Origin of the sequence: Sneathiella litorea (assembly GCF_009882915.1) — a bacterium.
GTDB lineage: Bacteria > Pseudomonadota > Alphaproteobacteria > Sneathiellales > Sneathiellaceae > Sneathiella > Sneathiella litorea.
In genome coordinates this window covers 247,189-270,929 of the sequence record NZ_WTUW01000001.1, presented here as the reverse complement: position 1 = coordinate 270,929, position 23,741 = coordinate 247,189, and the positions used below count along the sequence as shown (strand labels likewise).

Below are 23,741 nucleotides of genomic sequence, written 5' to 3'. Positions count from 1 at the left end.
AATTCTCCAGACAAGGTGACGATATGACGTCTGTGGACGCACTGAAATATGATGTGGTCGTTGTTGGCGCAGGGGCCGCGGGCATGATGTGCGCAATAGAGGCCGGTAAGCGCGGGCGGAAAGTTCTGCTCCTGGAAAAGGCGCAGAAATGCGGGCAAAAAATCCTTATCTCAGGTGGCGGGCGATGTAACTTCACGAATTTGCTGGCCGCGCCGGAGAAGTTTATCTCTGATAATCCGCATTTCTGTAAATCCGCCCTGCGCCAGTATACGCAGTCTGATTTTATCGCCCTTGTTGAAAAGCATGGAATCGCCTTTCATGAAAAGAAGCTCGGCCAGCTATTTTGTGATGAAAGTGCAAAACATATCGTCAAATTGCTAGAGACCGAATGCGCCGAAGGGGGCGTCACAATCTGGCGAGGCTCCGGCGCCGATATGATAAATAAGACGGATGATGGATTTTCAATCTATACCGGTCGCCAGCAAATTCACTCAGAAAGCCTTGTTATTGCCACCGGCGGTCTTTCTATTCCGAAGCTGGGCGCAAATGATTTTGCCTATCGTGTGGCGCGAACGTTTGACCTTCCGCTTGCACCGTTGCGTCCCGGGCTGGTGCCCTTTACTTTCGAGCCTGGGGATAGGGAGCGGTTCGCTGACTTAACAGGCGTGTCCGCTGATGTAAAAATCAGCATCGGGAAAATCCAGTTTCGGGAGAACCTGCTGTTTACTCACCGCGGTTTAAGTGGACCGGCAATTTTGCAGATTTCGTCTTTCTGGCAATCAGGGGAATCGATTATGATCGATTTTCTTCCCGATATTGATCTTGCCAACTTGCTCAAGGAAAAACGGCAGAGCCAACCAAAACTTAAAGTGAGCGCTCTTCTTAAGGAATTTCTGGCGAACCGACTAGCGGTAGCCGTACTTCGTAACTTCGATAACCTCCCTGAAGTCGGTAATCTTTCGAACATCATAATTCAAGATTTAGTAAAAACAATTAAACTGGTTAAGATTATTCCTAGTGGAACTGAGGGGTATGCCAAGGCAGAGGTAACCGTCGGCGGGGTCAGCACAGCCGCGCTGTATTCAAAATCTATGGAAGTGAAATCAGTGCCGAAACTTTTCTTCGTTGGTGAGGCGGTGGACGTTACAGGTTTTCTGGGTGGATATAACTTTCAATGGGCCTGGTCATCGGGTTTTGTCGCGGGCCAATATGCGTAAAGCGATGACATTGAATGAATGGCTGTCTCTGGCGCCCGGTCTTAGTATTGGCAAAGAACCACATAGTAAGGAGAAGGCTTTTTCCAGATCCGAGCTTGCGGATATATCCGCGTCCTTCTGGAATGATGGCTATTTATTTCTTCCTTCCTTGTTCGGGGAGGATGAATTGGCACCAGTGAGAAACGCCATATATACCCTTGCAGACGAAGGCATCCCGCCGGTCTTTATCTATCTGTATGATCAACCCTGGTGGTTGTTTGCGCGGCTTGGCGGACTACTGCGGCATTTTGTCGGGAATGATTTTGGTGTCCTTCCCAATCTATGGGCCTGGCATCTGGACCGCGAAGGGGCGCGTGGTTGGCCACCGCATCGTGATTGCGATGGGCAGACTGTTTTCGGTACGGATGAAAATGCTGTCCTGATGAGCCTTTCTCTCTGGTTACCGCTTACGGACGTGGATGAGGATAACGGCTGTATGTATGTCATGCCGATTTCGCGCTACGAGGGGGGCGGTAATACGCCCGACACCGAGAGCCTGAACCTTCTGGATGCAATGGCTCTCCCGGCGAAAGCAGGCTCGGTTATGGGATGGCCGCAGGACCTGTACCATTGGGGCGGGCGTTTTACAGCGGCGGCGAAAAATCCGCGGATCAGCTTATCCCTTGAGTTTCAGAATATTGCTTTTGAGCCGCTGGCCGAGCCGTTAATTGATTTAAAAGAACTCCCGCCCTTTGGTTCACGGTTAAAGCTTATTGAGGATCAGTTTGCGAAGTACCGCCACATTGATCCTGATCTACGCGCAGGAAAATAAGCCGGGCAGCTCCATATTTTCGATCCTTGAGAGTTTCAAAGCCCTCCGGAATTGCAAGTTTTTCCTTTGTTGACAGCTCAATGACAATTACGGCTGCGGGGGCCAACCAGCCATTCTTTGCAAGTGCCGATAGGGCAGGGCCAGCTAGGCCGGCCTCATAAGGCGGATCCATCAGGACAAGGTCGCATGGTTTTCCGGGTTTGCCGGGGTTAAGTGCGTCACGCCTGAGGATGTCGCACTGCGCTTGCACGCCCATGTTCTTTACGTTTTGCTCAATGAGCTTCAGACTGTCCGCATGATTATCGATAAAGGTGACATGCGCGGCTCCACGTGAAAGAGCTTCTAGGCCAAGTGCGCCGCTACCGGCAAACGCATCCAAGACGGTTGCTCCGCGTGGGAGGGGCCCATGTTGTCCGCGCATTCCGTTATCATGCCCCAGAATGTTAAAGAGGGCCTCACGGGCGCGATCGGATGTCGGGCGAACGCGATTATCTGCCGGTAACAGCAATTTCTTGCCCCGAAATTCACCGCCAACGATCCGCATCAGCGGGCTCGTTTATTCGCAGGGCGGGCTTTTAGTGTTGGTCTTTTCCTTGATTTTGGTGCTTGGCCGGTTGGTGCAGCAGTTTTTTTCGACATTGATTGTTGTTTGCTGCGTAGTTGCCGTTGCCCATACCCATGCCCTTTTCCAACAGGCTCAGCGGTTTCTTCAAATTTTTCAATGCCCATCTGATCGCGCAGGATTTTAGATTTCACTTCTTCAACCGCACCAGCGGGGAGGTCGCCTAGAGCCATTGGACCGTAGGATATCCGGATCAGCCGCGAAACCGTGTAGCCGAGATACTCCATCACTTTTCGAACTTCACGGTTTTTTCCTTCCCGCAAAGAGATAGTCAGCCAGCTATTCGCACCTTTTGTGCTGTCAACGGTACCCTCAATCGCGCCATATCGCACCCCTTCGAAAGTGATGCCCTTGGCGAGTTTTTGCATATCTGCATCTTTTGGGTGACCATGAACGCGAACCCGGTATCTTCTTTTCCAGCCGGTTGCCGGTAACTCCAGCTTGCGGGCAAGCTCACCATCATTGGTCAGTAATAGCAGCCCTTCCGAGTTGAGATCGAGACGGCCTACGGAAATCACGCGCGGCAGGTCCTCGGGCAGTTTATCGAAGACGGTATCGCGCCCTTTCTCATCCTTGTGGCTTGTCACAAGCCCTGGCGGCTTGTGGTATCGCCAAAGGCGCGGTCGCTCAAGGTCCGGGATGTCATTTCCGTCAACCGTGATTTTGTCTTGCGATGTAACGGTGAAAGCAGCGCTGTCCAGTATCGTGCCATTGACGGCAACCCGACCCGCCTCTATCCAGCGTTCGGCCTCGCGGCGGGAGCAGAGGCCTGCCCGCGCCATGCGCTTTGCTATCCGTTCTTTTTGTAAGTCTTCAGTAGTCATCGATCAGGCCGCCGACGCCCCGACAAAGGCGTCAATTATTTTTCGATCTCCATCCGAGATCAGATACTCTGGATGCCACTGCACCCCAAGGCAGAACCGATATCGATTGTCTTCGATCCCTTCAATAACGCCGTCTTCTGCAAGCGCATTGATAATAATATTCTCGCTGATATCTCTTGCGGCCTGGTGATGCGCGCTGTTAACGGCGAGAGTTTCAGTTCCGACAATCCGATGCAAAAGAGTGCCTGGCGTGATCTTGACATTGTGGCCCGCTTCTGTGCGGGGGTTAGGCTGTTCATGGGCAAGGGCGTTTTCTACTTCATCCGGAATATGTTGGATGAGCGTGCCGCCCAGTATTACATGAAGGAGCTGTTGGCCCCCGCAAATGCCGAGCACCGGCTTGTTGGCGGCAAGCATTGCCTCTGTGATATTCTTCTCGAACTGGGTGCGGCGATCCTTGGTGACCACAGTATCATGCCGCGTCGTCGCGCCGAACAGGCTGGGGTCTACATCGAAGGCACCACCTGTAACGACAAGACCGTCAAGTTTAGAAACATAGTTCGCGACATGATCCGGTTCGTGGGGAAGGGCTAGCGGCAAGCCACCACTGCCAACAACAACATCGGCATAGTTCTGCCGAAGCGCGTACCAGGGCATGTTCGAATAGCCGCCGGGATCCTCTGAATCGAGGGTTATGCCAATAATAGGTAAACTCATGCTTCCTTTTAGTCCTCTCTTGACAACAACTCAACTCGCCTCTTTGTTTATGAGCTAATAATTTCCCTAAATTTCTATAGCTTGACGATAAGTGGATGAATTGTGCAGTCTGCACGGATGGATAATGAAATTGTTGATTATATGGAAATGGCGATTGGCACCGCAGAAATAGCGGCACGTCGCGGGGAGGTGCCGGTTGGTGCCATAATCGTGGATACGGCTTCTGGACGTGTTGTCGCGAACTGTGGTAATCAGATGGTGGGCCGTAATGATCCGACCGCACATGCGGAAATGCTGGCAATCCGCGCGGCCGGTAACATGATCGGCAGCCAAAGGCTTGTGGATTGCGATATTTATGTTACGCTTGAACCATGCCCTATGTGTGCGGCAGCAATTTCACTTGCAAGAATTAGGCGGCTCTATTTCGGCGCGTACGATGCCAAGGGTGGCGGGGTTGAGTATGGCGCTCGCATCTTTGATCAGACCAGTTGTCATCATCGACCAGAAATTTATGGCGGCCTGCAGGAAAGAAAATCGGCAGTACTTTTAAAAAATTTCTTTGAAAACCGACGCTAAATATTGAAAGATAGCGTCAAAATTAAGCAATAGCAAAAAACCCGAAAAAACAAAAAAAGGAACATCGGATGATCTTCGAATATTCAGACAAGGTAAAGGAACTGCAAGCGAGAGTGCAGGCCTTTATGGATGAACATGTCTATCCCAATGAACAGCTATTTTATGATCAGGTGGATGAGGGAGATCGCTGGCAGCCGACTGCTATTGTTGAAGAACTAAAAGAAAAAGCTAAGGCGGAAGGGCTATGGAACCTGTTTTTGCCTGAAAGCGATCGCGGTGCAGGCCTGACAAACCTGGAATATGCCCCTCTTTGTGAAATTATGGGGCGCGTTAGCTTTGCACCGGAAGTCTTTAACTGTTCCGCGCCGGATACTGGCAATATGGAAGTATTTGAACGGTATGCAAATGAGGAATTGAAGGAACGTTGGTTGAAACCCCTGCTGGCAGGTGAAATCCGCTCCGCCTTTGCCATGACTGAACCGGCTGTTGCGTCGTCAGATGCAACAAATATTGAATCGGAAATTAATCGTGACGGTGACGAATACGTCATTAACGGCACGAAATGGTGGACGTCAGGTGCCTATGATCCGCGCTGTAAAGTGCTGATATTTATGGGAAAAACAGACAAGACAGAATCGCGTTATAAACAGCAGTCAATGATTGTCGTACCCATGGATACGCCAGGCATCAATGTGAAGCGCTTCCTGCCGGTTTTTGGGTATGATGATGCGCCACACGGCCATGCGGAGGTTGAGTTCAAGGATGTTCGCGTGCCGGCGGATCATATGCTGCTCGGCGAAGGCCGCGGCTTCGAAATCGCTCAGGGGCGTCTTGGCCCGGGACGTATTCACCATTGCATGCGCCAAATTGGTGTTGCTGAGCGGGCATTGGAGAAGATGTGCAAGCGGGTTAAGTCTCGTGTTGCGTTCGGGAAGCCCATTGCTGAACAAACTGTAACCTTGGAACGTATTGCGGAATCTCGTGCAATGATCGAGCAGGCGCGGCTTTTGACCCTGAAGGCCGCCTATATGATGGATACTGTTGGCAATAAAGCTGCCAAGGCAGAAATTGCCATGATCAAGGTCGTTGCACCGAATATTACCGGTAAGATTATTGACTGGGCGATCCAGGCTCATGGCGCCGGTGGCGTGAGTGATGATTTTGGTCTCGCCTTTGCGTATGCCCATTCACGTACTTTGCGTCTTGCCGATGGACCGGATGAAGTGCATCGCAACCAGATTGGCCGGTTGGAGCTTAAAAAGCACGACTGATCTGAAGCTTTCAGGAATAAGCAAGTTGGAAAAGCTTCCCTTCGGGGAAGCTTTTCTTTTTTCCAGTATAGATTTTTCAATAGCATGCAGTTCCGCTTTTCCTATATACAGGCTTGTTCCTGTTTACAGCGAAATATTTTTAGGTCTCTCAAATGATCAAGTTTCTGGGTTGGGTAATGCTGGGCGTCATCGTGATTGTCGCCGGCTTTTTATATCGGTATGAAAGCCTTGATCCCTGTGAATGGTTGACTCAGGATTTAACGGCTCACGCGGGCCTGCAGCCGCTCTCTGGTCTTGGTGAGGCAGCGGGATTGGTTATGGAGCCGACCGAGTGTTTTCAGCGTTGGGCCAACCTTAGAGTTGAAGATGCTGAAAAGCACTAAGTGAGCAGGATATCCTCGAAGGGGTAGCGGGTGATATTCTCATAGCCCTCATCCGTGATGACTAGCTGATCTTCCAGTTTCACCCCTTCTTTTCCTCCTTTGGCGCCAATGTACGCCTCAACACAAATCACCATCCCCGGCGCCAGTTCATAGTCGAATGCACCCTCATGGTGATCCTCTGGATAGGCGATATGCGGCCATTCATCGCAGAGCCCAACACCATGCATCTTGACAGAATAGCGAGAATCTACAAATTCATCTGAAAGAAGATGCCCACCAAAGACAATTTCACGGAAAGGGACGCCCGGGGCCAAAAGCGTTATGTTCTGTTGAATATGCTCATAGGCATATTGATAAAGTCGCTTCTGTTCCGCCGTTGGCGTTCCATCTCCAATGAACCAGGTACGGGATATATCCGCGCACATACCGTAGCAACCGACAAGATCCGTGTCGAAAGCCAACAACTCGTTATTTCCGATCACTCGCGGGCCACATTCCTGAAACCAGGGATTGGTCCGCGGACCGGATGCTAGAATGCGCGTCTCGATCCACTCGCCGCCGCGTTTGATATTCTCGGCATGAAGAACTGCCCAGACATCATTTTCCGTTACACCGGGGCGAGCCATTTGATGCATCGCGTGCATCGATTGCTCAGTGGCATAGACGGCGCAGCGAAGGGCCTTGATTTCTTCTTCCTGCTTGGTGGCCCGGGTTTTTTCCGTTACTTCCTCGCCATCTAGAATCTGCAGCCCTAACCCCTCGAGTGCGCGCAGGCCATGTATCTGGATTTTGTCAACTGCAAGGCGGCGGTTGCCGCCTGCATGTTCCCGCATAAGGTCGTCGATCTGTCTGGCAAACCGTTCCGCGTTCTCAACGGATTTATCTCCACTTGTGAAGTAAAAGAAGGATGCGCCAGACCGCGTTTCGCGCACCAGCGGGTTAAAGGCTGTCAGCAGATCACTATCGGCGAAGTCCCAGATAACCATGTATCCGTCCGCCAGAACGAGACAGGCGCGAAACGGATTATGGGCTGCCCAGAGCTGCATGTTGGTCGTATCGGACGCGAAACGGATGTTGAGTGGATCATACATCAGGATTCCGCCATAATCTCTCGCCTGAATTGCCTGTACCAGACGGTTGAGGCGCTGGGTACGCATGATTTTCAGGTTGGGAACATCGAGCCCAGCTGCGGTCCATTCCTCAAACGCGAGTTGTGTAGGCCCGATTTCGACGCGGTTATTATCGTTGGGCGTTCCGTCTGGTTTTAGCGTCGGAATAGCTCCGCTGTCGGCTGGTTTATCGGCTGAAAAGATATCGTGCTTCATTTGCCAACCTTTGACGCTCCTGCTAGAAGCTTGAAAAAGTGGAACCTGAAAGCACAATATCAATTAATGGTAATATAAAGCAGCGCGACTGCGACAGATTTTAGTTACCTATCGACCTTCTGCCAGCCAAGGGTGGCCAGCATGTTCGTGAAGACCGCATATTCTTCGCCAACCTTGGAACTGGCATTACCGTCTAGTCCGCGCTTGTAAACACCCTGAACAATGGCGGCGGTGCGGAAGAGGGAGAACGCCAGGTAAAATTCCCAGTTGTCGATTCCGGTTCGCCCGGTGCGTTTGCAGTAAGCGTCAATATAAGCTTGTTCCGTCGGGATGCCGGATGCCTCGAAATCGATCCCGACAAGACCACCATTGCGCGGATGCATATAGTGATAATTCATGCAATTGTACGCGAGGTCGGAGAGCGGATGTCCAATGGTGGAAAGCTCCCAGTCAAGGACGGCAACAACTTCCGGCTTTGTCGGATGCACAATTACATTTCCAAGCCGGTAGTCCCCATGAACGATAGTGCTGTCATCGCTGTCTGGCAAATTCTCAGGGAGCCATTTGATCAGGTTCTCCATTGCCTCCAGATTGTCGGTTTGAGACGCGCGATATTGTTTTGTCCAGCGGCCGATCTGCCGCTCGAAATAGTTCCCTTTCTTGCCAAAATCCGAAAGACCAACCGCGTCGACATCGACGTTGTGCAGCTTGGCCAGAGCATCATTCAGTGAATCGTAAATTGCAGCGCGGACATGTGGCTCCGCGCCCTGAATGTCAGGAGACAGGATGATGCGTCCGTCAACCTTTTCCATGATATAAAAAGCGGTTCCAATAATGCTGTCATCCTCGCAAAGGCAAAAGGTGCGAGGGACGGGAACGTCGGTCTTCTGAAGCGCAGAGATAACCCTGTACTCTCGATCAACCGCATGGGCTGACGGCAGGAGGTTCCCCGGAGGCTTCTTGCGCATCACATAGTCCCGCTCAGGCGTATGCAGCAAAAATGTCGGGTTGGACTGACCGCCCTGGAATTGGCTAATTTGGAGCGGCCCTTTAAAGCCATCCACATTCTCTGTCAAATAGTCGAACAGCGCGCCTTCATTAAACTTGTGCATTTCCCGAACAGGAATGATTTCTACTCCGTCGCTCATAAACTTCCCTTTATTTGATTTGTTCTTTACTGGAAGATCAGCCGCTTTACGCGCCCTTGATGATTTTTTCTGCCTGCTCCCACCCACGTACCGCCAATGGCTTGACACGAACCGCGACGTCTGCGGCATTCTTGTTGGATGCAGTGCCGTCTTTTACCCGGCCAACAATGCCCTGCAGGATCGCTGCGAGGCGGAACATATTATAGGCCGCATAAAAATCCCAATGATCGATACCGTCACGTCCGGTTCGTTCACAATATGTCTGGACATATTGCTCTTCCGTTGGAATGCCAAGCGCCCGAAGGTCCAGGCCATTGAGGCCCCGGAACAATTCCGGTTCCAAACGCCAGGTCATGCAATGATATGAAAAATCCGCGATTGGATGGCCGAGTGTTGCCAACTCCCAATCGAGTATGCCCATAACCCGGTGGGATGATTTATCGAGGACCGTATTGTCGAGACGATAGTCCCCATGAACAATTGCTGTTTCATCTCCAGGAGGGATATTCTCCGGAAGCCATTCCATCAGATTGTTCATCGCTTCGATGGTTTCAGTTTCTGATGCCCGATATTGTTTCGTCCACCGGCTGATCTGCCGAGCGAGATAGTCTGTTGGCTTGCCGAAACTTTCAAGCCCGACGGCTTTATAATCGACCTGATGCAGTGCCGCCATGGCCGCGTTCATACTATCGAAAACGGCAACCCGGTTCGCTTTTGAATAGCCGGGCAAAGAGGGATCCCATTCAATATCCCCGTTCATGAATTCCATCACGTAAAACATTGTGCCGATAATGGAGTCGTCTTCACACAGGCAATAGGTTTTTGGTACAGGAACATCAGTTTTGGCAAGAGCCGTCAGAACCCGGTACTCGCGGTCAACCGCATGCGCGGACGGGAGAAGCTTGCCTGGCGGTTTGCGCCGAAGTACATATCTGCGATCCGGAGTTACAAGCATATAGCTGGGATTGGATTGCCCGCCTTTAAATTGCGAGACTTCAAGCGGTCCCGTGAAGCCAATAATATTCTTCGTTAGATATTGTTCTAACGCCGTTACGTCGAACTTGTGACGTTCACGTACTTCCATTGTTCCCGAAAACTGGGCTGAATCGTCGGACATTGATGCCCCTTTTTGTTGTTATTTAGGTCTTCTCTTCACGTTCAACTGCCCGCCAACCAATATCGGACCGGCAAAATCCTTGCGGCCAGTTAATCGTTTCGATGCCACTATACGCCTTTTCCTGAGCTTGTTTAACGGTTTTTCCCATTCCGGTGATCCCCAGAACCCGTCCGCCGGTCGCCAAGACCGTGTCGCCGTCGCGTTTGGTGCCAGCATGGTAGACAAGAACGTCGTCAATCTCTGCGGCTTCGTCAAGGCCTTGAATGAGAGTATTCTTTTCATATGAACCCGGATAGCCGTCAGCCGCCATAACAACGACGAGGGCTGTTTCGTCCCGCCACTGCAGGGTCAGGTCGGCAAGGCCCTTGTTCGATGTCGCTATCAGAGCCGGCAATAAATCGCTGTCTATCCTGGCACAGAGCACCTGACATTCAGGGTCGCCAAAGCGAACGTTATATTCGATCAGCTTAGGACCGTCTGTCGTGATCATCAGGCCGGCATAGAGAACGCCGGTAAACGGTATGCCGCGATCTTTCATCGCCTTGACAGTGGGTTTGATAATCTTTTTGATCGTTGTATCGATCATGGCCTGAGTCATGACCGGCGCCGGTGAATAGGCTCCCATGCCGCCGGTGTTCGGGCCGGTATCGCCATCGCCGACGGGCTTGTGGTCCTGCGCCGTCGCAAGGGGGAGTATATGTTCCCCGTCGGTCAACACGAAAAAGCTTGCCTCTTCGCCTTCCAGAAATTCTTCAATCACGATTTCGGCGCCCGCACCACCAAAGAGGCCCCCAAAAATTTCATCTATTGTTTCATTGGCTTCGGACAGGGTGCCTGCAATAATGACGCCTTTTCCTGCTGCTAGCCCGTCTGCCTTGATCACAATAGGCAGAGTTTGAGTGGCGACATAGTTCTTAGCTGCGTTAGCATTGTCAAAACGCTGATAGGCGGCTGTCGGGATTTCATACTCGCGGCAGAGATCCTTCATGAACCCTTTGGATCCTTCGAGCGCGGCGGCGGCGGCGCTCGGGCCAAAACTCTTTATTCCGGCATTCGCCAATTTGTCGACCAAGCCAAGGACCAGCGGTCCCTCGGGGCCGACAACAACAAAACCAACGTCTTCTTTTTGGCAGAAACTAATGATTTCATCGATATTCTCAGCGCCAATATCGACGCATTCTGCCACATCTTCAATGCCACCGTTACCCGGTGCGCAGAAAAGCCTTTCGACCAAAGGGGATTTTTTTAGGGACCAGCATAGCGCATGCTCGCGGCCTCCAGAGCCAATAACAAGTACTTTCATAATTTTTCGAACTAATTTCCTTTGAACGACAGTGGAGAGTTTGTAGCATACTGTGACGTCAGGCCAAACAATCTTGAAGGAAAATCGTGTCAGAAAATCAGAATTACGGGTCTTCCAATATTCATGAATATACAGTTTCGGAATTGAGCGGTGCGCTCAAACGAACTGTGGAGGATGTTTATGGCCATGTTCGTGTCCGGGCTGAGATCTCGGGACTAAAACGGGCGGCGTCCGGGCATGTTTATCTTACGCTGAAAGATGATAAAGCCGTGCTGGATGGCATAATGTGGCGGGGCACAGCGAGTAAGCTCAGCTTCCGTCCCGAAGATGGCCTCGAAGTCATTTGTACTGGTAAGCTGACCACTTATCCCGGTCGGTCAAAATACCAGATTGTGATTGACGTGATGGAACCGGCAGGTGTCGGTGCGTTAATGGCTCTTCTGGAGGAGCGCAAGAAAAAGCTCGCGGCGGAAGGTTTGTTTGACCCGTCGCGGAAAAAGAATCTGCCCTATCTTCCTCGAGTAATCGGCGTGGTCACGTCCCCGACAGGCGCCGTGATCCGTGATATTCTGCATCGCCTGCGGGACCGATTCCCGACCCATGTGTTGCTTTGGCCCGTGCTGGTACAGGGAGAGACTGCGGCAGGACAGGTCGCTGCGGCCATAAGAGGGTTCAATGCACTCCCAATGGATGGTGATATCCCTCGTCCTGACCTTTTGATCGTCGCGCGAGGCGGCGGCAGCCTTGAAGACCTTTGGGCTTTTAACGAAGAAGAGGTGGTGCGTGCAGCTGCCGAAAGCGTAATACCGCTGATATCCGCGGTTGGTCACGAGACGGATACAACGCTGATTGATTATGCTTCAGACAAGCGAGCACCTACACCGACAGCGGCAGCAGAAATGGCCGTTCCGGTGAGGTCTGAACTTATTGCCTATTTGGATGATCAGGAGCGGAGGATCAAACGCAGCCTTGGTCGCTCCCTCTCGGACAAACGCGAACGACTTGCTGGGCTGGCGCGTGGCCTGCGCGATCCTGCGTCGTTGATTGCGGAAAAGGTCCAGCATCTTGATCATCTGGAAAGCCGACTTCGGCAATCAGTTATAAGCAATCTCAATTTCAAGGGACAGCAATATACCGCAGCAGCGGCAAAATTACGACCGCAGCTGCTCGAACGGTCAATGAAGCAATATGATGAAAAATTGGTTCAAATTGATCGTCAGATGACGCGAAGCATCAGCATAAAACAAGAACGGTTCGCGGGGCGATTGGACGCGACAGCGCGATTGTTGGAAAGCCTGTCGTTCAGGCGTGTACTAAAACGGGGTTATAGTATTGTCTGGGATGATGCTGGAAAACCAATATCATCGGTGGGTGAGGCGACACCAGGCCGGGCCGTTGAGGTAGAATTTACAGATGGCAAGGCGGCCGCTATTTTTTCTGGTGGGGATCGTGGTGGCAAGCCCGATCGGGAAACTAAGAAAAAGCCCGCGGGAACGCCAGATGTGCCGAAGCAGGGGAGCCTTCTATGATACGTTCGCTCGTCTTTTTTGCCGTTTTCCTCATTTCCCTGAATGCAAATGCTGAGCGCGTGCATCTTACCGGCAATTTCACACAGGGTGGTCTTATCATGGGTGAGACTGAACCGGATGCAACTGTATTGTTTGACGGAAAACAGGTGACTGTTGCTCCCTCAGGGCGTTTCCTGTTTGGCTTCGGCCGTGATTTCAAGCCGACGGCGACACTCAATATCCGGTATGCAGATGGTAGGGAAGACGAGAATATACTCAAAATCACTAAGCGGGAATACAGTATCGAGCGGATCAACGGATTACCTCCCTCCAAGGTAACACCCAGCGCGGAATTTCTGGCACGGATTAAAAAGGAGAATGCTGAAATAGCGCGTATTCGGTCCATTGAAACGAAGGAGGAATGGTTCCTTTCCGGCTGGCAATGGCCGGTAATTGGCCGGGTAAGCGGTGTTTACGGCAGTCAACGGATCCTGAACGATATCCCCAAGCGCCCTCATTTTGGACTTGATATCGCGGCACCGACGGGCACGCCTGTTGTCGCGTCAACTGAGGGAGTAGTTCAGATGGCAGAAACGGACCTTTATTATACTGGCGGCACCATTATGATCGATCATGGCTATGGTCTGGTGTCCGTCTATTCCCACCTCAGCAAACTCGATGTGGAGGCCGGGCAATTTGTTCGGCAAGGGGAAAAGATTGGCGAGGTTGGGGCGACGGGTCGAGCGACGGGACCGCATCTCGATTGGCGTCTTAACTGGTTTGGCGAGCGCTTGGATCCGGAACTGCTTCTTGGGGCAATGCCACAAAACTAAGTTGTGGAGTGGTTTTTTTTGAATGCCTTTGCGCGTTTTTTTCGCCATCCGAGCAACAGGATGCCCGCAAGACCGCTGATGAAAGGTAAAAAGGAAGCCGGTAATGGAATCGCGGATGTTGATTGCGCGGAAATCGGGACATGCTTGCCTTCTTCTTCGATGTCCGAGGCGCGGATTCCAAACAGGAGGCCGATCCATTTCTTGTAGAACTGATCGGTGACACCGACCGGGTTAGTTGAAAACAAGCCAAGCGGATCGCCAACTTCCTGCTCGAAAGAGAGAGACACAGTTTTTCCTTGTGGAATGTTTCGAAATTTTTCACTTGCGAATGCAGCTGAATTCACTGCTTTCTGCTGTTGGTCCAATTTGAAAAACCATTTCGTTTGGCTTTGCAGCTGCTCATTTCCATAGTCACCATGAAGTGGAGCGGCTTCAATTGTTGAAGTGCTCAAAAGAACAATCACTACACTGGAAAAGGTTCTTATCCACGATTTCATTTTTTTCTCTATTGGAGATCGATATCTCTCAGGGAGATTGAAATCAGTACTTTTTTATGAAAGAAATCGCCTCTCGAATGCTCAAAAGCTGACGACAGGTTAATTATATTAAAGCATCGCCTATGCCGTCAATTGTGGCGGGGCGTGGTTTTTGCTGCAAAAATGCGACAATAATTGTTAAAAAGATAATAGAATTAGCGCCTTAGCCTTTGCCCTTTTTGGGACGTACGGAAAAATTTTCATAAAAATATCAAGAAACCAACCATTGAGCAGGAGGCTATGGTTAATTTATATGGTTAATTGCGCGTAGATTCAGCTTAATTATTGCGCAATGCGATATTGCAGTAAAATTTATGCGAATCGGCGTCTTTCAGGGCTTTGCCCGTTTCTTTCAGCTTTTGGGTCCAAAGTGGGAAGCCGGTTACTATGTGACCACTATCTTACGATTATTTTAGAATATGAATTCTGTCTGGGATGCAATCCACCCTGATAAAATACGAACAACAGGGCAACGGCAATGCCCGGTCAAACACTGAATGCCGCCGTGTTCGTCATAGCACTATTCCGACTTCAATTTTTCGCCTGCTTTTATAACGACGTTACCCGCTTTGTCCAAATTCTTGCTTGTATCTTCTTTGACGCCTTGCCAGGTATCGCTGCATCCACTGGCCAGCAATGAGACGGAAACGAGGATTGCTGCCAGAAAAATACGTGAAAAGAATGCCATTGTGGATCACCTCGATTGGTCAAAATAATAATCGTAAATTAGTCAGCGAAATCCAAATTTGCAACCAAATCTCGTTCCCTATGAAATTTGATGTCGCAGGGATGCCTCAAGAAGATTTGGCTTTCCCGAAAGTTTTCAGCAGTTTCATCAGCTGCGGATGGAAGCAGAGGCCCGACGAGATGACGTTTCGCTGATTAACGGATTTTCTGTTGTAGATAAGGGGATCCCCTTTGGTCGTGGTCGTAATGCCGCCCGCTTCAGCAAGGATAATATCCGCGGCGGCAATATCCCAGTCACTTTTCTCCGTCAATGATATGGAGGCATGAGCATCCTGAGACGCAACCTTCACGACCCGATAGGCAATGGAGTTAACATGGCTGAAGATTGCCCCGTTTACAGCCTCAAGCCACCCATGCCATTCGAAGGACTTGCGGCTGGCAATCAGCTTCGCGTTCAACAGATCGGATTTCTTACTGCAGTTTATGATCTCACCGTTTAATTTTGCACCTCGGCCCCGAACTGCTTCGTAGTATTCCTCCAATATGGGATTATAAACAATACCAAGGACCGGCTTTCCATCCTCAACCAGTGCGGCGCATATTGTAAACTCGGGCTTTCCGGCAATGAAAGACCGTGTGCCATCAATCGGGTCAACAATCCACACTCTGGATTTTTCAAGACGCGCAAGATCATCAGCCGTTTCTTCGGAAAGCCAGCCGTAATCAGGGCGCTCCGCTAAAAGCTTTTCCTTGAAATGGGTATCAAGGGCAAGGTCTGCCTCACTTACCGGATCGCCGGGCTTTTTCTCCCAGCTCTTCAGCGTATTCTTGAAATACCGGCGGGCGATATCTCCCGCCTCCTGCATAGTGTGAGACAGCAGAGCAAAATCATTATCAAATTCAGTCATCATGTCCCGGCGACCATCATCCCTTCAATACGTATGCTTGGCGCGTTGGTCCCCTGACGAAACTCAAGATCATCTGCGGGTGTCAAGTTGAGGAACATATCCCTGAGATTGCCGGCGATGGTCAACTCGGAAACTGGAAAGACGATTTCGCCGTCCTCAATCCAGAATCCTGATGCCCCTCGGCTGTAATCGCCTGTGAGGCCGTTGACACCAAAGCCGATAAGACTGGTGATATAAAGGCCTGATTTAATATCACTGATTAACTCGGAAAGGGAGCTTTTGCCCGCCTCCATATAAAGGTTGGTCGTTCCGGAGCCCGGCGGGGAGGCTGTGCCGCGTGTTGCCCTGCCGTTAGTTTCGAGATTCAACTGCCTGGCCGACGCGCTATTGAGAATCCAGCACTGCAATATGCCGTCCTGGATTAAGTCCAGCCGGTTATTTGCGATCCCTTCGCCATCAAATGGTTTTGAGGCAGCACCTCTGCGCCTGTGAGGATCATCGACAATACTGATATCGCTAGAAAATATCTGTTCGCCGAGTTGATCTTTTAGAAAACTGGTTCCGCGAGCGACAGATGCGCCGGAGATTGCACCAGCAAAATGGCCCAGAAGACTTCCTGAAACTCTGTTGCTGAATACCACCGGGAAAGGCCCACTCGGCATTTTACGGGGATTGAGGAGCTTTACAGCCCGCTCTCCGGCATTTCTACCAATTTCCGTCGGGGATTTCATATCAGCATAGAAATGACGACTGTCATAGTCGTAATCACGTTCCATGCCCTGACCTTCACCCGCGATGACAGAGGCACTGACAGAGAAGCTACTTGAACTATAAGCACCTCTAAATCCGGAGGAAGTAGCGAGCGCAATTGATGCCTGCCCCGTAGAAGCACCGCCACCTTCTGAATTTGTCACTCCCGAGACGGCAAGTGCTGCCTCTTCGGCTTCCTTCGCAATGCCAACAAGTTCATCTGGCGTCAAAGTAGAATCATCATAGAGATCGAGGTCGAGGACTTTTTGTGCCAGCAAATCGCTATCGGCAAGGCCGCAATACTCATCTTCCGGCATGCTGTGGGCCATAGCGAGTGCCCGATCCACCAGCGCTTCCAGCACCTCCGGCTTGGTGTCGTTGGAGGAGACGAAGGCCTGTTGCTTACCGATGAGAACCCGGAGACCCAAATCATGCGCTTCTGACCGCTCGACCTCTTCGGTTTCACCCTGGCGGACGGAGACATTAACGGAGGTACCCTGTATGCGAACAGCATCTGCCGCCTCTGCCCCCTTGCGAAGGGCCATCGCAATCAGATCATCTAGAATATTAAGTGAATTTTGCTCATCTGCTGTTTGTTTGGACATGGACACCTTGACTGAATAGTAACAACATCCTCATACATAGGAGGCGCAGGCCGAAAAGGGAATTAGAAAAGCAAATTCATGCCGGTGAGGCCGTCCCAGAGAAGTTTCCCGCCAGTTAATAACACCAGAATATACGCGATGCGGTAAAAGAGAACTTCCGAAATCATATTGTGCGCCTTCACGCCCAGCCAAATGCCAAGCGGTGCCAGCGGTAACAAGATTAAGGATGTTCCAATATTCTGTAAGGAAAACTGGCCGAGGAGGCCATATGGAATAAGTTTTACGTAGTTAATTGCGAAGAAAAACCAGACTGATGTGCCGACATACAGCGTTTTATCAAGTTTTTGAGGTAGCATATAAAACTGCAAGGGGGGGCCGCCCGCATGAGCGACAAAGCTCGTAAAGCCCGCTATCGATCCCCAGAAAGAACCGCCGGAAATACTGGCTTTGGCCACATGGTCGGCTGGGACTCTCCGGATGTAATGATTGAGCGTGAAAACAACGCAGATCACACCCAGCAGTATCTTGATAAAATCCGAGCTTAAATAGCTAAAGAGCAGATAACCTAAGAGAATCCCTGCAATTGCCCCCGGCAATAGATAGCCAAGATTACGCCAGTCGGCGATGCGTCGATAGGCTATCAGGCCGAAGATGTCCATCACACACAGGATTGGAAGTACGATCGCGGCTGCCTGTATTGGCGAAATCACCAGCGAGAGCAAGGGAACACACAACAGGCCAAGAGAACCTGCAAATCCACCTTTCGATATCCCGATCAGCAAGACTACCGGCACGGCAATGAAATAAAAAATGGGATCAAGGATAAACGTCATGCTTACTCTCTCGCGGCGGCAGGGCACGCGTGTTGTTTTTATTCAAATTGATAGGAGTATTTGTGATCCTGTTATTTCCAAATCGGTTTCCCGCTGCCAGGAAGCCCGAGCTTTTCCCATAGTTGATCTACTTTTTTGATGACTGCATCGTCCATGCGGATCTGTGTGCCCCACTCGCGTTTGGTCTCGGGCGACATTTTGTTTGTGGCGTCGAGGCCTATTTTCCCGCCGAGGCTCGGTTCAGGAGAGGCGAAATCGAGATAGTCAATCGGTGTGTTCTCAATAGTCGTAATATCCCGTACCGGATCCATTCGCGTAGAGACCGCCCACATCACGTCTTTCCAGTCGCGGGCATCGATATCGTCATCTACGATGATAAGGAATTTCGTATACATAAACTGCCTGAGATAAGACCAGGCACCCATCATTACCCGCTTTGCATGACCTGGATAGGCCTTCTTCATGGAAATTACGGCAATTCGGTAGCTGCAGCCTTCCGGTGGTAACCAGAAATCGATAATTTCGGGAAACTGCTGCTGGATGAGGGGGATGAAAAGCTCGTTCAGGGCTTCGCCGAGTACGCTGGGCTCATCCGGTGGCCGTCCGGTGAAGGTCGATAGGTAGATTGGCCTTTTGCGCATGGTTATGGCGGAGATGGTAAAAACAGGAAAGCTCTCAACGGAATTGTAATATCCGGTGTGATCGCCATAAGGGCCTTCATCACCATAGTCATCAAGCGAGACATGCCCTTCCAGAACAATCTCTGCATTTGCCGGAACTTTGAGCGGGATTGTTTTGCAGTCCACCAATTCCAGCTTTTCACCACGCAAGAGGCCCGCAAACTGGTACTCCGAGAGATTGTCGGGGATTGGTGTAACGGCCGCGAGAATGGTACCTGGGTCTGCGCCGATAACGACGGCGACCGGAAGAGGCTCAGTTTTTTCCTTACCCCAGCGGGTGTGATGCTGGGCACCTCCGCGATGCTTGAGCCAGCGCATAAGCGTTTTATTCTTCCCGAGTTTCTGCATCCGGTAGATACCAAGATTGAAGTCATCGGTTTTATCCCCGCCGGGACCCTTGGTCACGACGAGTGGCCAGGTAATGAGAGGCGCAGGCTCTCCAGGCCAGCAGGTCTGGATTGGCAGTCTATCCAGATCAATATCTTCGCCGGTCAGGATAACTTCCTGACAGGGCGCTGACTTGACACTCTTCGGACGCATGGTCATCACGGTCTTGAGAACTGGCAACATACCGATTGCCTCGCGCAATCCTTCCGGTGGCTCCGGCTGTCGCAAAAAGGCGAGTGTTTCGCCAACTTCCCGGAGTTCCTCCCGTTTGCGCCCCATTCCCATGGCCACGCGATCAACAGTGCCAAACAGATTGACGAGAACGGGCATTGAGCATTTCTCACCCTTTTCGTTGACGGGATTTTCAAAGATAACCGCGGGGCCACCTTCCGCCAGAAGGCGAGTCTGAATCTCCGTCATCTCAAGATCGGTCGATACCGGTTCCTGGATTCTGACGAGCTGATTACTTGATTCCAGCTGCGCTATAAACTCACGGAGTGACCCGTACGCCATCTTAATCTATCCATTGTTACTTTTAGCCGACGAGACTATGCCCGAGATAACCTGCCGCCGTAAAGTAAAAGCATTCCTTCACCAGGGCAGCGAGAATTTCCCCGCGATAATCGCGGCTAGCACGATCAGTCCAAAGTTCTTATTCGACTTGAAAATGATCAGGCAGAGATCGGAGTTATGAATATCGAGAGTTCGAGCCTGCCAGGCAAGATGGGCACCGGCACCTGCCATAAGGACATAAAAAGGAGGGGTGAGACCGGCAAGATAGCCGCTTAACAGAAGGGCTGCGAAGATTGCTAAATAAAAGGCAATCAACCAGTAGATCGTGGTGGCCCCGAATTTCAGTGCTGTTGATTTCACGCCGATCAGTACATCATCTTCCTTATCCTGATGGGCGTAAATAGTATCGTAGCCCAGTGTCCAGGCAATTCCGCCAAGATACAAAACAATCGGTGCGGGGCTCAGATCGCCTTTGACCGCGGCCCAGCCGAGTAGTGCGCCGTAGTTAAACGCTAACCCCAGGAAAAACTGTGGCCAATAGGTAAACCGTTTGGCAAAGGGATAGATCGCAACAAGGAAAAGGCTCATCGCACCCAGCAGGATGGCAAACAGGTTAAATTGTAAAAGAATCAGCAGGCCAATCAGGCATTGCAGGACCAACCAGAAAACGGCCTGAAATAGGGTGATCTGTCCGCTTGGGAGCGGACGTTTTTTTGTCCGTTCAACTTTGCCATCGAAATTTCGGTCGGCAATGTCGTTCAGGGTGCAGCCCGCCCCGCGCATAACCAACGCCCCGAGACTGAATAAAATAAAGAACCAGATATTGGGAAATGCTCCAACAGGGGCCGCAAGTGCGATTGACCAGAGACAGGGCAGCAGCAGAAGCCAGGTGCCGATCGGCCGATCAAGTCGAGAGAGCTTCATATAGGGCTGCAGTCCCTCCGGCGCGTAGAGGTCCACCCAGTTTTGCTTGCTGGCATCGTCAATAATGTTGTCGGGGCGTCGCATATCAAAACAGTCCTGATCTAACTAAAGGTGACGGAGATGGCATTAATTGATATGAATCGCAATAATTTATCTTCCATCTTTATTAAAGAGTTTATCACCACATGTTTCCGAAACCATATTCCCTTCGTCTTTATGTTCCAAGTGACCTTGATAAGGATCTGGGCGTAGTTCTGGACAAGAACCAGTCCCATTACGTGGCGACGGTAATGCGAAGCGCGGAGGGGGATATAGTCGCGCTGTTCAACGGACGTGACGGGGAATGGTTGGGACGTTTACAGGAAGTGCATAAAAATCATTGTCTTGTGCATATAACCGCGCAACTCCGGCCGCAAAAGGAGGAACCGGATATCGAGCTGTTGTTCGCGCCGGTAAAGAGAATCCAGAACGGGTTAATCGTACAAAAGGCGACCGAGCTCGGCGTTGCCAGCCTTCAACCCGTTCAGACACAACGCACGAATGCTGAGCGATTACGAGAGGATAAAATGGCGTTGCAGGTGTTGGAAGCCGCTGAACAATGTGAACGGCTTAACCTTCCAATTGTACATGGCCTTATAAAGCTGGAGCAAGCACTGGCGGCAATGGATCCGGAACGTTGTTTGATTTTTTGTAATGAGAGACTGACCTCTCGAAGCGCGAAAGAGGTGCTGCCAGATTTGCCGGCTGTAGGAAAATGGGCAATTGTAACAGGGCCGGAGGGCGGATTTACGGATGAAGAGATTGAAATGATTTCCGCACGCCCGAACACGCACGCTATTTCTTTGGGGCCACGAATTTTGCGCGCGGAAACTGCGATTATTACAAGTCTTTCGCTGCTGCAGGCCTTCCACGGAGATTGGACCTGAGCCAAACAGGCTTAGATCAATTTTTGATCATCGTTAGACATAAATGGCATTTTTGGCTTGAAGCCGTCACTGCAATTCTTTAAGTCAGGTTTAAAGGCCGGACTTGGGGCGCTCTGCCCGGCCATTTAATAATGAGGGAAAAAATGTCCGGACCTTCCAAGGGCGAAGCCATCGAAATTACTGACAAATCACAGTTGGTTGACTTCGCTGCGAGTGGATGCAAGCCACGCGATAAGTGGCGCATTGGCACAGAGCATGAAAAATTTGGTTTTACGCTCGATACTCATGAACCTCTAACCTACGAAGGCCCGAAGGGCATTCAGGCAATGCTGGAAGGTTTACAGCGCTTTGATTGGAAACCGGACTTCGAAGGCGACAATGTAATCGCACTCTCCAAGGAAGGATGTTCCATCAGCCTTGAACCTGGCGGGCAACTTGAGCTTTCCGGCGCGGCGGTTGAGAATCTACATGAAACCTGTAGTGAGGTTCATACGCATCTGGCGCAGGTCCGTGAGGTTGGTGATGAAATGGGGGTCGGGTTCCTTGGCCTCGGTTTTAGTCCTAAATGGACACGAGAAGAAACGCCGATCATGCCCAAGGGCCGCTACCAGATCATGAAAAACTACATGCCGACACGTGGACAGCATGGTCTGGATATGATGTTCCGTTCCTGCACGGTGCAGGTCAACCTCGACTATGCGTCGGAAGCGGATATGGTCAAGAAATTCCGTACCAGTCTAGCCTTGCAGCCTTTAGCGACAGCACTTTTCGCAAACTCCCCCTTTACAGAGGGACGCCCCAACGGGCACCTCAGTCATCGCAGCTTTATCTGGACAGATACAGACCCGGACCGAACCGGAATGATTCCTTTTGTTTTTGAGGACGGGTTCTCGTTTGAGCGGTATGTCGATTATGCCCTCGATGTGCCGATGTATTTTGTTTATCGAGACGGTACCTATATCGACGTGAGCGGGCAGTCCTTTCGCGATTTTTTAGCGGGAAATTTACCTGGGTTGCCAGGTGAAAAGCCAAACCTTGTCGACTGGGATAACCATTTGACGACGCTTTTCCCGGAAGTAAGGATGAAGCGCTTTCTTGAGATGCGCGGTGCGGATGGCGGACCCTGGCGTCGACTATGCGCACTTCCGGCATTCTGGGTGGGAATTTTATATGATGATACTGCCTTGGATGCCGCTTGGGACCTTGTAAAAGGCTGGACGGCGGAAGACAGGCAGCGGATTCGCGAAGATGTGATTACACATGCGCTTGCCACTAGAATGCCAGACGGACGGACCATGCAGGAACTCGCTGGTGAGGTGCTGGATATTGCGACGTCCGGCCTCAAGGCGCGCAAGAGAATGGACAGCTTCGGGGAAGATGAAAGTCATTTCCTGAATGCGTTAAAGACAATCGTAAAAATGAAGAAAACACCAGCAGAAGAAATGCTGGAGCGTTTTCATGGTGTCTGGAAAGAAGAAATTGATCTAGTCTTTACGGAATATGCTTATTGATTGGCCATCAGGTCTTCATAAATCGTAAAAGCTGCGGTGTAATCGCCTTCATCAGCTTTTACGATTAAAGTTCTGAGGATTGCTACAGTGCTCTTAATGCGGTCAACCTGCGCCTCGGGCAGATTAGCGCGGCGACCAAAATCACTCCTGATTAAATCTGTCAATTCGCGCAGTCTCGCGTAATCCCTGTTCTGAAGAGGGGCGCGGAGGAGTGGTAAATAGGACATGTTTGAACTTGTCTTTACAAAGCTTTGATTATTACCTAACTCCTTATTATCAATGGAATTCAGGTAAACTACCAGTGCTTCCAGTTTTTCTGAACTAGGGGATGGCCCTGCAAATTCCACCTCAATGACATGACGTGTAAAGGCATGTAGATCCGGAAGAACATTAATCGTGCCATATGGGGCGGTGTCCCGCGAGCCGCGTAATGATGGAATGTTTACTGGATTGAAAATACCATCGTCAAACCCTGCTTTCCAGAAATGATGGGTCACATCCACTTGACCGGGCCGGTCCGAAAGCCCGGTAATGAAAAAATCAGTATTTGCATGGCCATTGGGGTGACAGCTATTGCAGGAGAGGCCGATCCGGACGGCCTTCTCCCCGAGAAGGGATGGGCTGTGGAAGAGAAGGCGGCCATATAACCAGTCTTCATTACGAACCGTTTCGGGCCTTATGAATTCCAGGGGCGGGCCCTTCAACATCTCGGTTGAGCTTCCCGGCGGAAGCCAGTTACCCTCATCGGCAGCGGCTGACGTTACAACAGCCGCCGATGCGAATAGCAGGCTTATATATATCAAAAAGAGAGTTAAGTTTCTTCTAC

The 23,741-nt window shown here is 50.9% G+C and carries 24 protein-coding genes; 9 read left to right on the top strand and 15 right to left on the bottom strand.

Annotated elements, in window-relative coordinates; genetic code table 11:
- Positions 1-23: 23 nt before the first annotated feature.
- Both GQE98_RS01300 and GQE98_RS01295 read left to right on the top strand, forming a co-directional pair.
- Positions 24-1,217, top strand: coding sequence for a BaiN/RdsA family NAD(P)/FAD-dependent oxidoreductase (locus GQE98_RS01300; RefSeq protein ID WP_161313744.1), 1,194 nt, complete (start codon positions 24-26; stop codon positions 1,215-1,217).
- Positions 1,218-1,221: 4 nt separating this feature from the next.
- Positions 1,222-2,028, top strand: coding sequence for a phytanoyl-CoA dioxygenase family protein (locus tag GQE98_RS01295; protein WP_161313743.1), 807 nt, complete (start codon positions 1,222-1,224; stop codon positions 2,026-2,028).
- Here GQE98_RS01295 and rsmD read toward each other — a convergent pair.
- The 3 genes from rsmD to GQE98_RS01280 are packed head-to-tail and all read right to left on the bottom strand — an operon-like array spanning position 1,967 to position 4,191.
- Positions 1,967-2,572 (bottom strand): 16S rRNA (guanine(966)-N(2))-methyltransferase RsmD, encoded by a 606-nt coding sequence (gene rsmD / locus GQE98_RS01290; RefSeq protein ID WP_161313742.1) that lies wholly within the window; start codon positions 2,570-2,572, stop codon positions 1,967-1,969. The two genes, GQE98_RS01295 and rsmD, sit on opposite strands and share 62 nt — an antisense overlap.
- Complete coding sequence (locus GQE98_RS01285; protein ID WP_161313741.1) at positions 2,572-3,474, bottom strand: pseudouridine synthase; 903 nt, start codon at positions 3,472-3,474, stop codon at positions 2,572-2,574. Before GQE98_RS01285 ends, rsmD begins: the two co-directional genes overlap by 1 nt.
- Positions 3,475-3,477: 3 nt before the next feature.
- Positions 3,478-4,191 carry a gamma-glutamyl-gamma-aminobutyrate hydrolase family protein gene (locus GQE98_RS01280; RefSeq protein WP_161313740.1) on the bottom strand — a complete coding sequence of 238 codons (714 nt, stop codon included), beginning with the start codon at positions 4,189-4,191 and terminating at the stop codon, positions 3,478-3,480.
- 141 nt (positions 4,192-4,332) lie between these two features.
- Between GQE98_RS01280 and GQE98_RS01275 the strand changes: the two genes are divergently transcribed.
- The 3 genes from GQE98_RS01275 (at position 4,333) to GQE98_RS01265 (ending at position 6,421) form a co-directional block, all read left to right on the top strand.
- Positions 4,333-4,767 carry a deaminase gene (locus GQE98_RS01275; RefSeq protein WP_161314757.1) on the top strand — a complete coding sequence of 145 codons (435 nt, stop codon included), beginning with the start codon at positions 4,333-4,335 and terminating at the stop codon, positions 4,765-4,767.
- Positions 4,768-4,835: 68 nt separating this feature from the next.
- On the top strand, positions 4,836-6,038 hold the full coding sequence (locus tag GQE98_RS01270; RefSeq protein ID WP_161313739.1) for an acyl-CoA dehydrogenase family protein: 1,203 nt from the start codon (positions 4,836-4,838) through the stop codon (positions 6,036-6,038).
- 152 nt (positions 6,039-6,190) lie between these two features.
- Positions 6,191-6,421, top strand: coding sequence for a hypothetical protein (locus GQE98_RS01265; RefSeq protein WP_161313738.1), 231 nt, complete (start codon positions 6,191-6,193; stop codon positions 6,419-6,421).
- Here GQE98_RS01265 and dddP read toward each other — a convergent pair.
- The 4 genes from dddP to purD all read right to left on the bottom strand — a co-directional run bounded on the left by dddP (position 6,418) and on the right by purD (position 11,314).
- A complete protein-coding gene (gene dddP, locus GQE98_RS01260; protein ID WP_161313737.1) occupies positions 6,418-7,746 on the bottom strand; it encodes a dimethylsulfonioproprionate lyase DddP in 1,329 nt (442 codons plus the stop codon). The genes GQE98_RS01265 and dddP overlap by 4 nt on opposite strands.
- A 104-nt stretch (positions 7,747-7,850) precedes the next feature.
- The gene (locus tag GQE98_RS01255; RefSeq protein WP_161313736.1) at positions 7,851-8,894 is read right to left on the bottom strand and encodes a phosphotransferase; all 1,044 of its coding nucleotides are present in this window, start codon (positions 8,892-8,894) and stop codon (positions 7,851-7,853) included.
- A 46-nt stretch (positions 8,895-8,940) separates the two neighbouring features.
- Positions 8,941-10,011: a phosphotransferase family protein gene (locus GQE98_RS01250; protein WP_161313735.1), complete on the bottom strand. Its 1,071-nt coding sequence runs from the start codon at positions 10,009-10,011 to the stop codon at positions 8,941-8,943.
- Between the two features lie 22 nt (positions 10,012-10,033).
- Positions 10,034-11,314, bottom strand: coding sequence for a phosphoribosylamine--glycine ligase (purD, locus tag GQE98_RS01245; protein ID WP_161313734.1), 1,281 nt, complete (start codon positions 11,312-11,314; stop codon positions 10,034-10,036).
- 86 nt (positions 11,315-11,400) lie between these two features.
- Here purD and xseA point away from each other — a divergent pair, with 86 nt between their 5' ends.
- Positions 11,401-12,843: an exodeoxyribonuclease VII large subunit gene (gene xseA, locus GQE98_RS01240; RefSeq protein WP_202526017.1), complete on the top strand. Its 1,443-nt coding sequence runs from the start codon at positions 11,401-11,403 to the stop codon at positions 12,841-12,843.
- Positions 12,840-13,655, top strand: coding sequence for a M23 family metallopeptidase (locus GQE98_RS01235; protein WP_161313733.1), 816 nt, complete (start codon positions 12,840-12,842; stop codon positions 13,653-13,655). The genes xseA and GQE98_RS01235 overlap by 4 nt, the downstream gene beginning before the upstream one ends.
- Here the strand turns inward: GQE98_RS01235 and GQE98_RS01230 are convergent.
- The 7 genes from GQE98_RS01230 to ubiA form a co-directional block, all read right to left on the bottom strand.
- On the bottom strand, positions 13,652-14,152 hold the full coding sequence (locus GQE98_RS01230; protein ID WP_161313732.1) for a hypothetical protein: 501 nt from the start codon (positions 14,150-14,152) through the stop codon (positions 13,652-13,654). The two genes, GQE98_RS01235 and GQE98_RS01230, sit on opposite strands and share 4 nt — an antisense overlap.
- A 559-nt stretch (positions 14,153-14,711) precedes the next feature.
- A complete protein-coding gene (locus GQE98_RS01225) occupies positions 14,712-14,879 on the bottom strand; it encodes a hypothetical protein (RefSeq protein ID WP_202526016.1) in 168 nt (55 codons plus the stop codon).
- A gap of 106 nt (positions 14,880-14,985) precedes the next feature.
- The gene (locus GQE98_RS01220; protein ID WP_161313731.1) at positions 14,986-15,789 is read right to left on the bottom strand and encodes a 3'(2'),5'-bisphosphate nucleotidase CysQ; all 804 of its coding nucleotides are present in this window, start codon (positions 15,787-15,789) and stop codon (positions 14,986-14,988) included.
- Complete coding sequence (locus tag GQE98_RS01215) at positions 15,786-17,141, bottom strand: TldD/PmbA family protein (protein ID WP_161313730.1); 1,356 nt, start codon at positions 17,139-17,141, stop codon at positions 15,786-15,788. The genes GQE98_RS01220 and GQE98_RS01215 overlap by 4 nt, the downstream gene beginning before the upstream one ends.
- Positions 17,142-17,203: 62 nt before the next feature.
- Complete coding sequence (locus GQE98_RS01210; protein WP_161313729.1) at positions 17,204-17,974, bottom strand: sulfite exporter TauE/SafE family protein; 771 nt, start codon at positions 17,972-17,974, stop codon at positions 17,204-17,206.
- Between the two features lie 71 nt (positions 17,975-18,045).
- On the bottom strand, positions 18,046-19,554 hold the full coding sequence (locus GQE98_RS01205; RefSeq protein WP_161313728.1) for a UbiD family decarboxylase: 1,509 nt from the start codon (positions 19,552-19,554) through the stop codon (positions 18,046-18,048).
- Positions 19,555-19,632: 78 nt separating this feature from the next.
- Positions 19,633-20,562 carry a 4-hydroxybenzoate octaprenyltransferase gene (ubiA, locus tag GQE98_RS01200; RefSeq protein ID WP_161313727.1) on the bottom strand — a complete coding sequence of 310 codons (930 nt, stop codon included), beginning with the start codon at positions 20,560-20,562 and terminating at the stop codon, positions 19,633-19,635.
- 101 nt (positions 20,563-20,663) lie between these two features.
- Between ubiA and GQE98_RS01195 the strand changes: the two genes are divergently transcribed.
- Complete coding sequence (locus GQE98_RS01195) at positions 20,664-21,404, top strand: 16S rRNA (uracil(1498)-N(3))-methyltransferase (protein ID WP_161313726.1); 741 nt, start codon at positions 20,664-20,666, stop codon at positions 21,402-21,404.
- A gap of 143 nt (positions 21,405-21,547) precedes the next feature.
- A complete protein-coding gene (locus GQE98_RS01190) occupies positions 21,548-22,915 on the top strand; it encodes a glutamate--cysteine ligase (protein WP_161313725.1) in 1,368 nt (455 codons plus the stop codon).
- Here the strand turns inward: GQE98_RS01190 and GQE98_RS01185 are convergent.
- Entirely contained in the window at positions 22,909-23,718 is an 810-nt protein-coding gene (locus GQE98_RS01185) for a hypothetical protein (RefSeq protein ID WP_161313724.1), read from the bottom strand. The two genes, GQE98_RS01190 and GQE98_RS01185, sit on opposite strands and share 7 nt — an antisense overlap.
- Between the last annotated feature and the right edge of the window lie 23 nt (positions 23,719-23,741).

Excerpts from the sequence above, each read along its gene's own strand:
- GQE98_RS01270 (WP_161313739.1), top strand. The coding sequence starts at position 4,836 with ATGATCTTCGAATATTCAGACAAGGTAAAGGAACTGCAAGCGAGAGTG.
- GQE98_RS01205 (WP_161313728.1), bottom strand. The coding sequence starts at position 19,554 with ATGGCGTACGGGTCACTCCGTGAGTTTATAGCGCAGCTGGAATCAAGT.
- GQE98_RS01300 (WP_161313744.1), top strand. The coding sequence starts at position 24 with ATGACGTCTGTGGACGCACTGAAATATGATGTGGTCGTTGTTGGCGCA.
- GQE98_RS01225 (WP_202526016.1), bottom strand. The coding sequence starts at position 14,879 with ATGGCATTCTTTTCACGTATTTTTCTGGCAGCAATCCTCGTTTCCGTC.
- GQE98_RS01190 (WP_161313725.1), top strand. The coding sequence starts at position 21,548 with ATGTCCGGACCTTCCAAGGGCGAAGCCATCGAAATTACTGACAAATCA.
- GQE98_RS01215 (WP_161313730.1), bottom strand. The coding sequence starts at position 17,141 with ATGTCCAAACAAACAGCAGATGAGCAAAATTCACTTAATATTCTAGAT.
- GQE98_RS01235 (WP_161313733.1), top strand. The coding sequence starts at position 12,840 with ATGATACGTTCGCTCGTCTTTTTTGCCGTTTTCCTCATTTCCCTGAAT.
- dddP (WP_161313737.1), bottom strand. The coding sequence starts at position 7,746 with ATGAAGCACGATATCTTTTCAGCCGATAAACCAGCCGACAGCGGAGCT.
- GQE98_RS01220 (WP_161313731.1), bottom strand. The coding sequence starts at position 15,789 with ATGATGACTGAATTTGATAATGATTTTGCTCTGCTGTCTCACACTATG.
- GQE98_RS01275 (WP_161314757.1), top strand. The coding sequence starts at position 4,333 with ATGGAAATGGCGATTGGCACCGCAGAAATAGCGGCACGTCGCGGGGAG.
- GQE98_RS01285 (WP_161313741.1), bottom strand. The coding sequence starts at position 3,474 with ATGACTACTGAAGACTTACAAAAAGAACGGATAGCAAAGCGCATGGCG.
- GQE98_RS01230 (WP_161313732.1), bottom strand. The coding sequence starts at position 14,152 with ATGAAATCGTGGATAAGAACCTTTTCCAGTGTAGTGATTGTTCTTTTG.
- GQE98_RS01295 (WP_161313743.1), top strand. The coding sequence starts at position 1,222 with ATGACATTGAATGAATGGCTGTCTCTGGCGCCCGGTCTTAGTATTGGC.
- GQE98_RS01280 (WP_161313740.1), bottom strand. The coding sequence starts at position 4,191 with ATGAGTTTACCTATTATTGGCATAACCCTCGATTCAGAGGATCCCGGC.
- GQE98_RS01255 (WP_161313736.1), bottom strand. The coding sequence starts at position 8,894 with ATGAGCGACGGAGTAGAAATCATTCCTGTTCGGGAAATGCACAAGTTT.
- ubiA (WP_161313727.1), bottom strand. The coding sequence starts at position 20,562 with ATGCGACGCCCCGACAACATTATTGACGATGCCAGCAAGCAAAACTGG.
- GQE98_RS01265 (WP_161313738.1), top strand. The coding sequence starts at position 6,191 with ATGATCAAGTTTCTGGGTTGGGTAATGCTGGGCGTCATCGTGATTGTC.
- GQE98_RS01250 (WP_161313735.1), bottom strand. The coding sequence starts at position 10,011 with ATGTCCGACGATTCAGCCCAGTTTTCGGGAACAATGGAAGTACGTGAA.
- purD (WP_161313734.1), bottom strand. The coding sequence starts at position 11,314 with ATGAAAGTACTTGTTATTGGCTCTGGAGGCCGCGAGCATGCGCTATGC.
- GQE98_RS01210 (WP_161313729.1), bottom strand. The coding sequence starts at position 17,974 with ATGACGTTTATCCTTGATCCCATTTTTTATTTCATTGCCGTGCCGGTA.
- GQE98_RS01195 (WP_161313726.1), top strand. The coding sequence starts at position 20,664 with ATGTTTCCGAAACCATATTCCCTTCGTCTTTATGTTCCAAGTGACCTT.
- rsmD (WP_161313742.1), bottom strand. The coding sequence starts at position 2,572 with ATGCGGATCGTTGGCGGTGAATTTCGGGGCAAGAAATTGCTGTTACCG.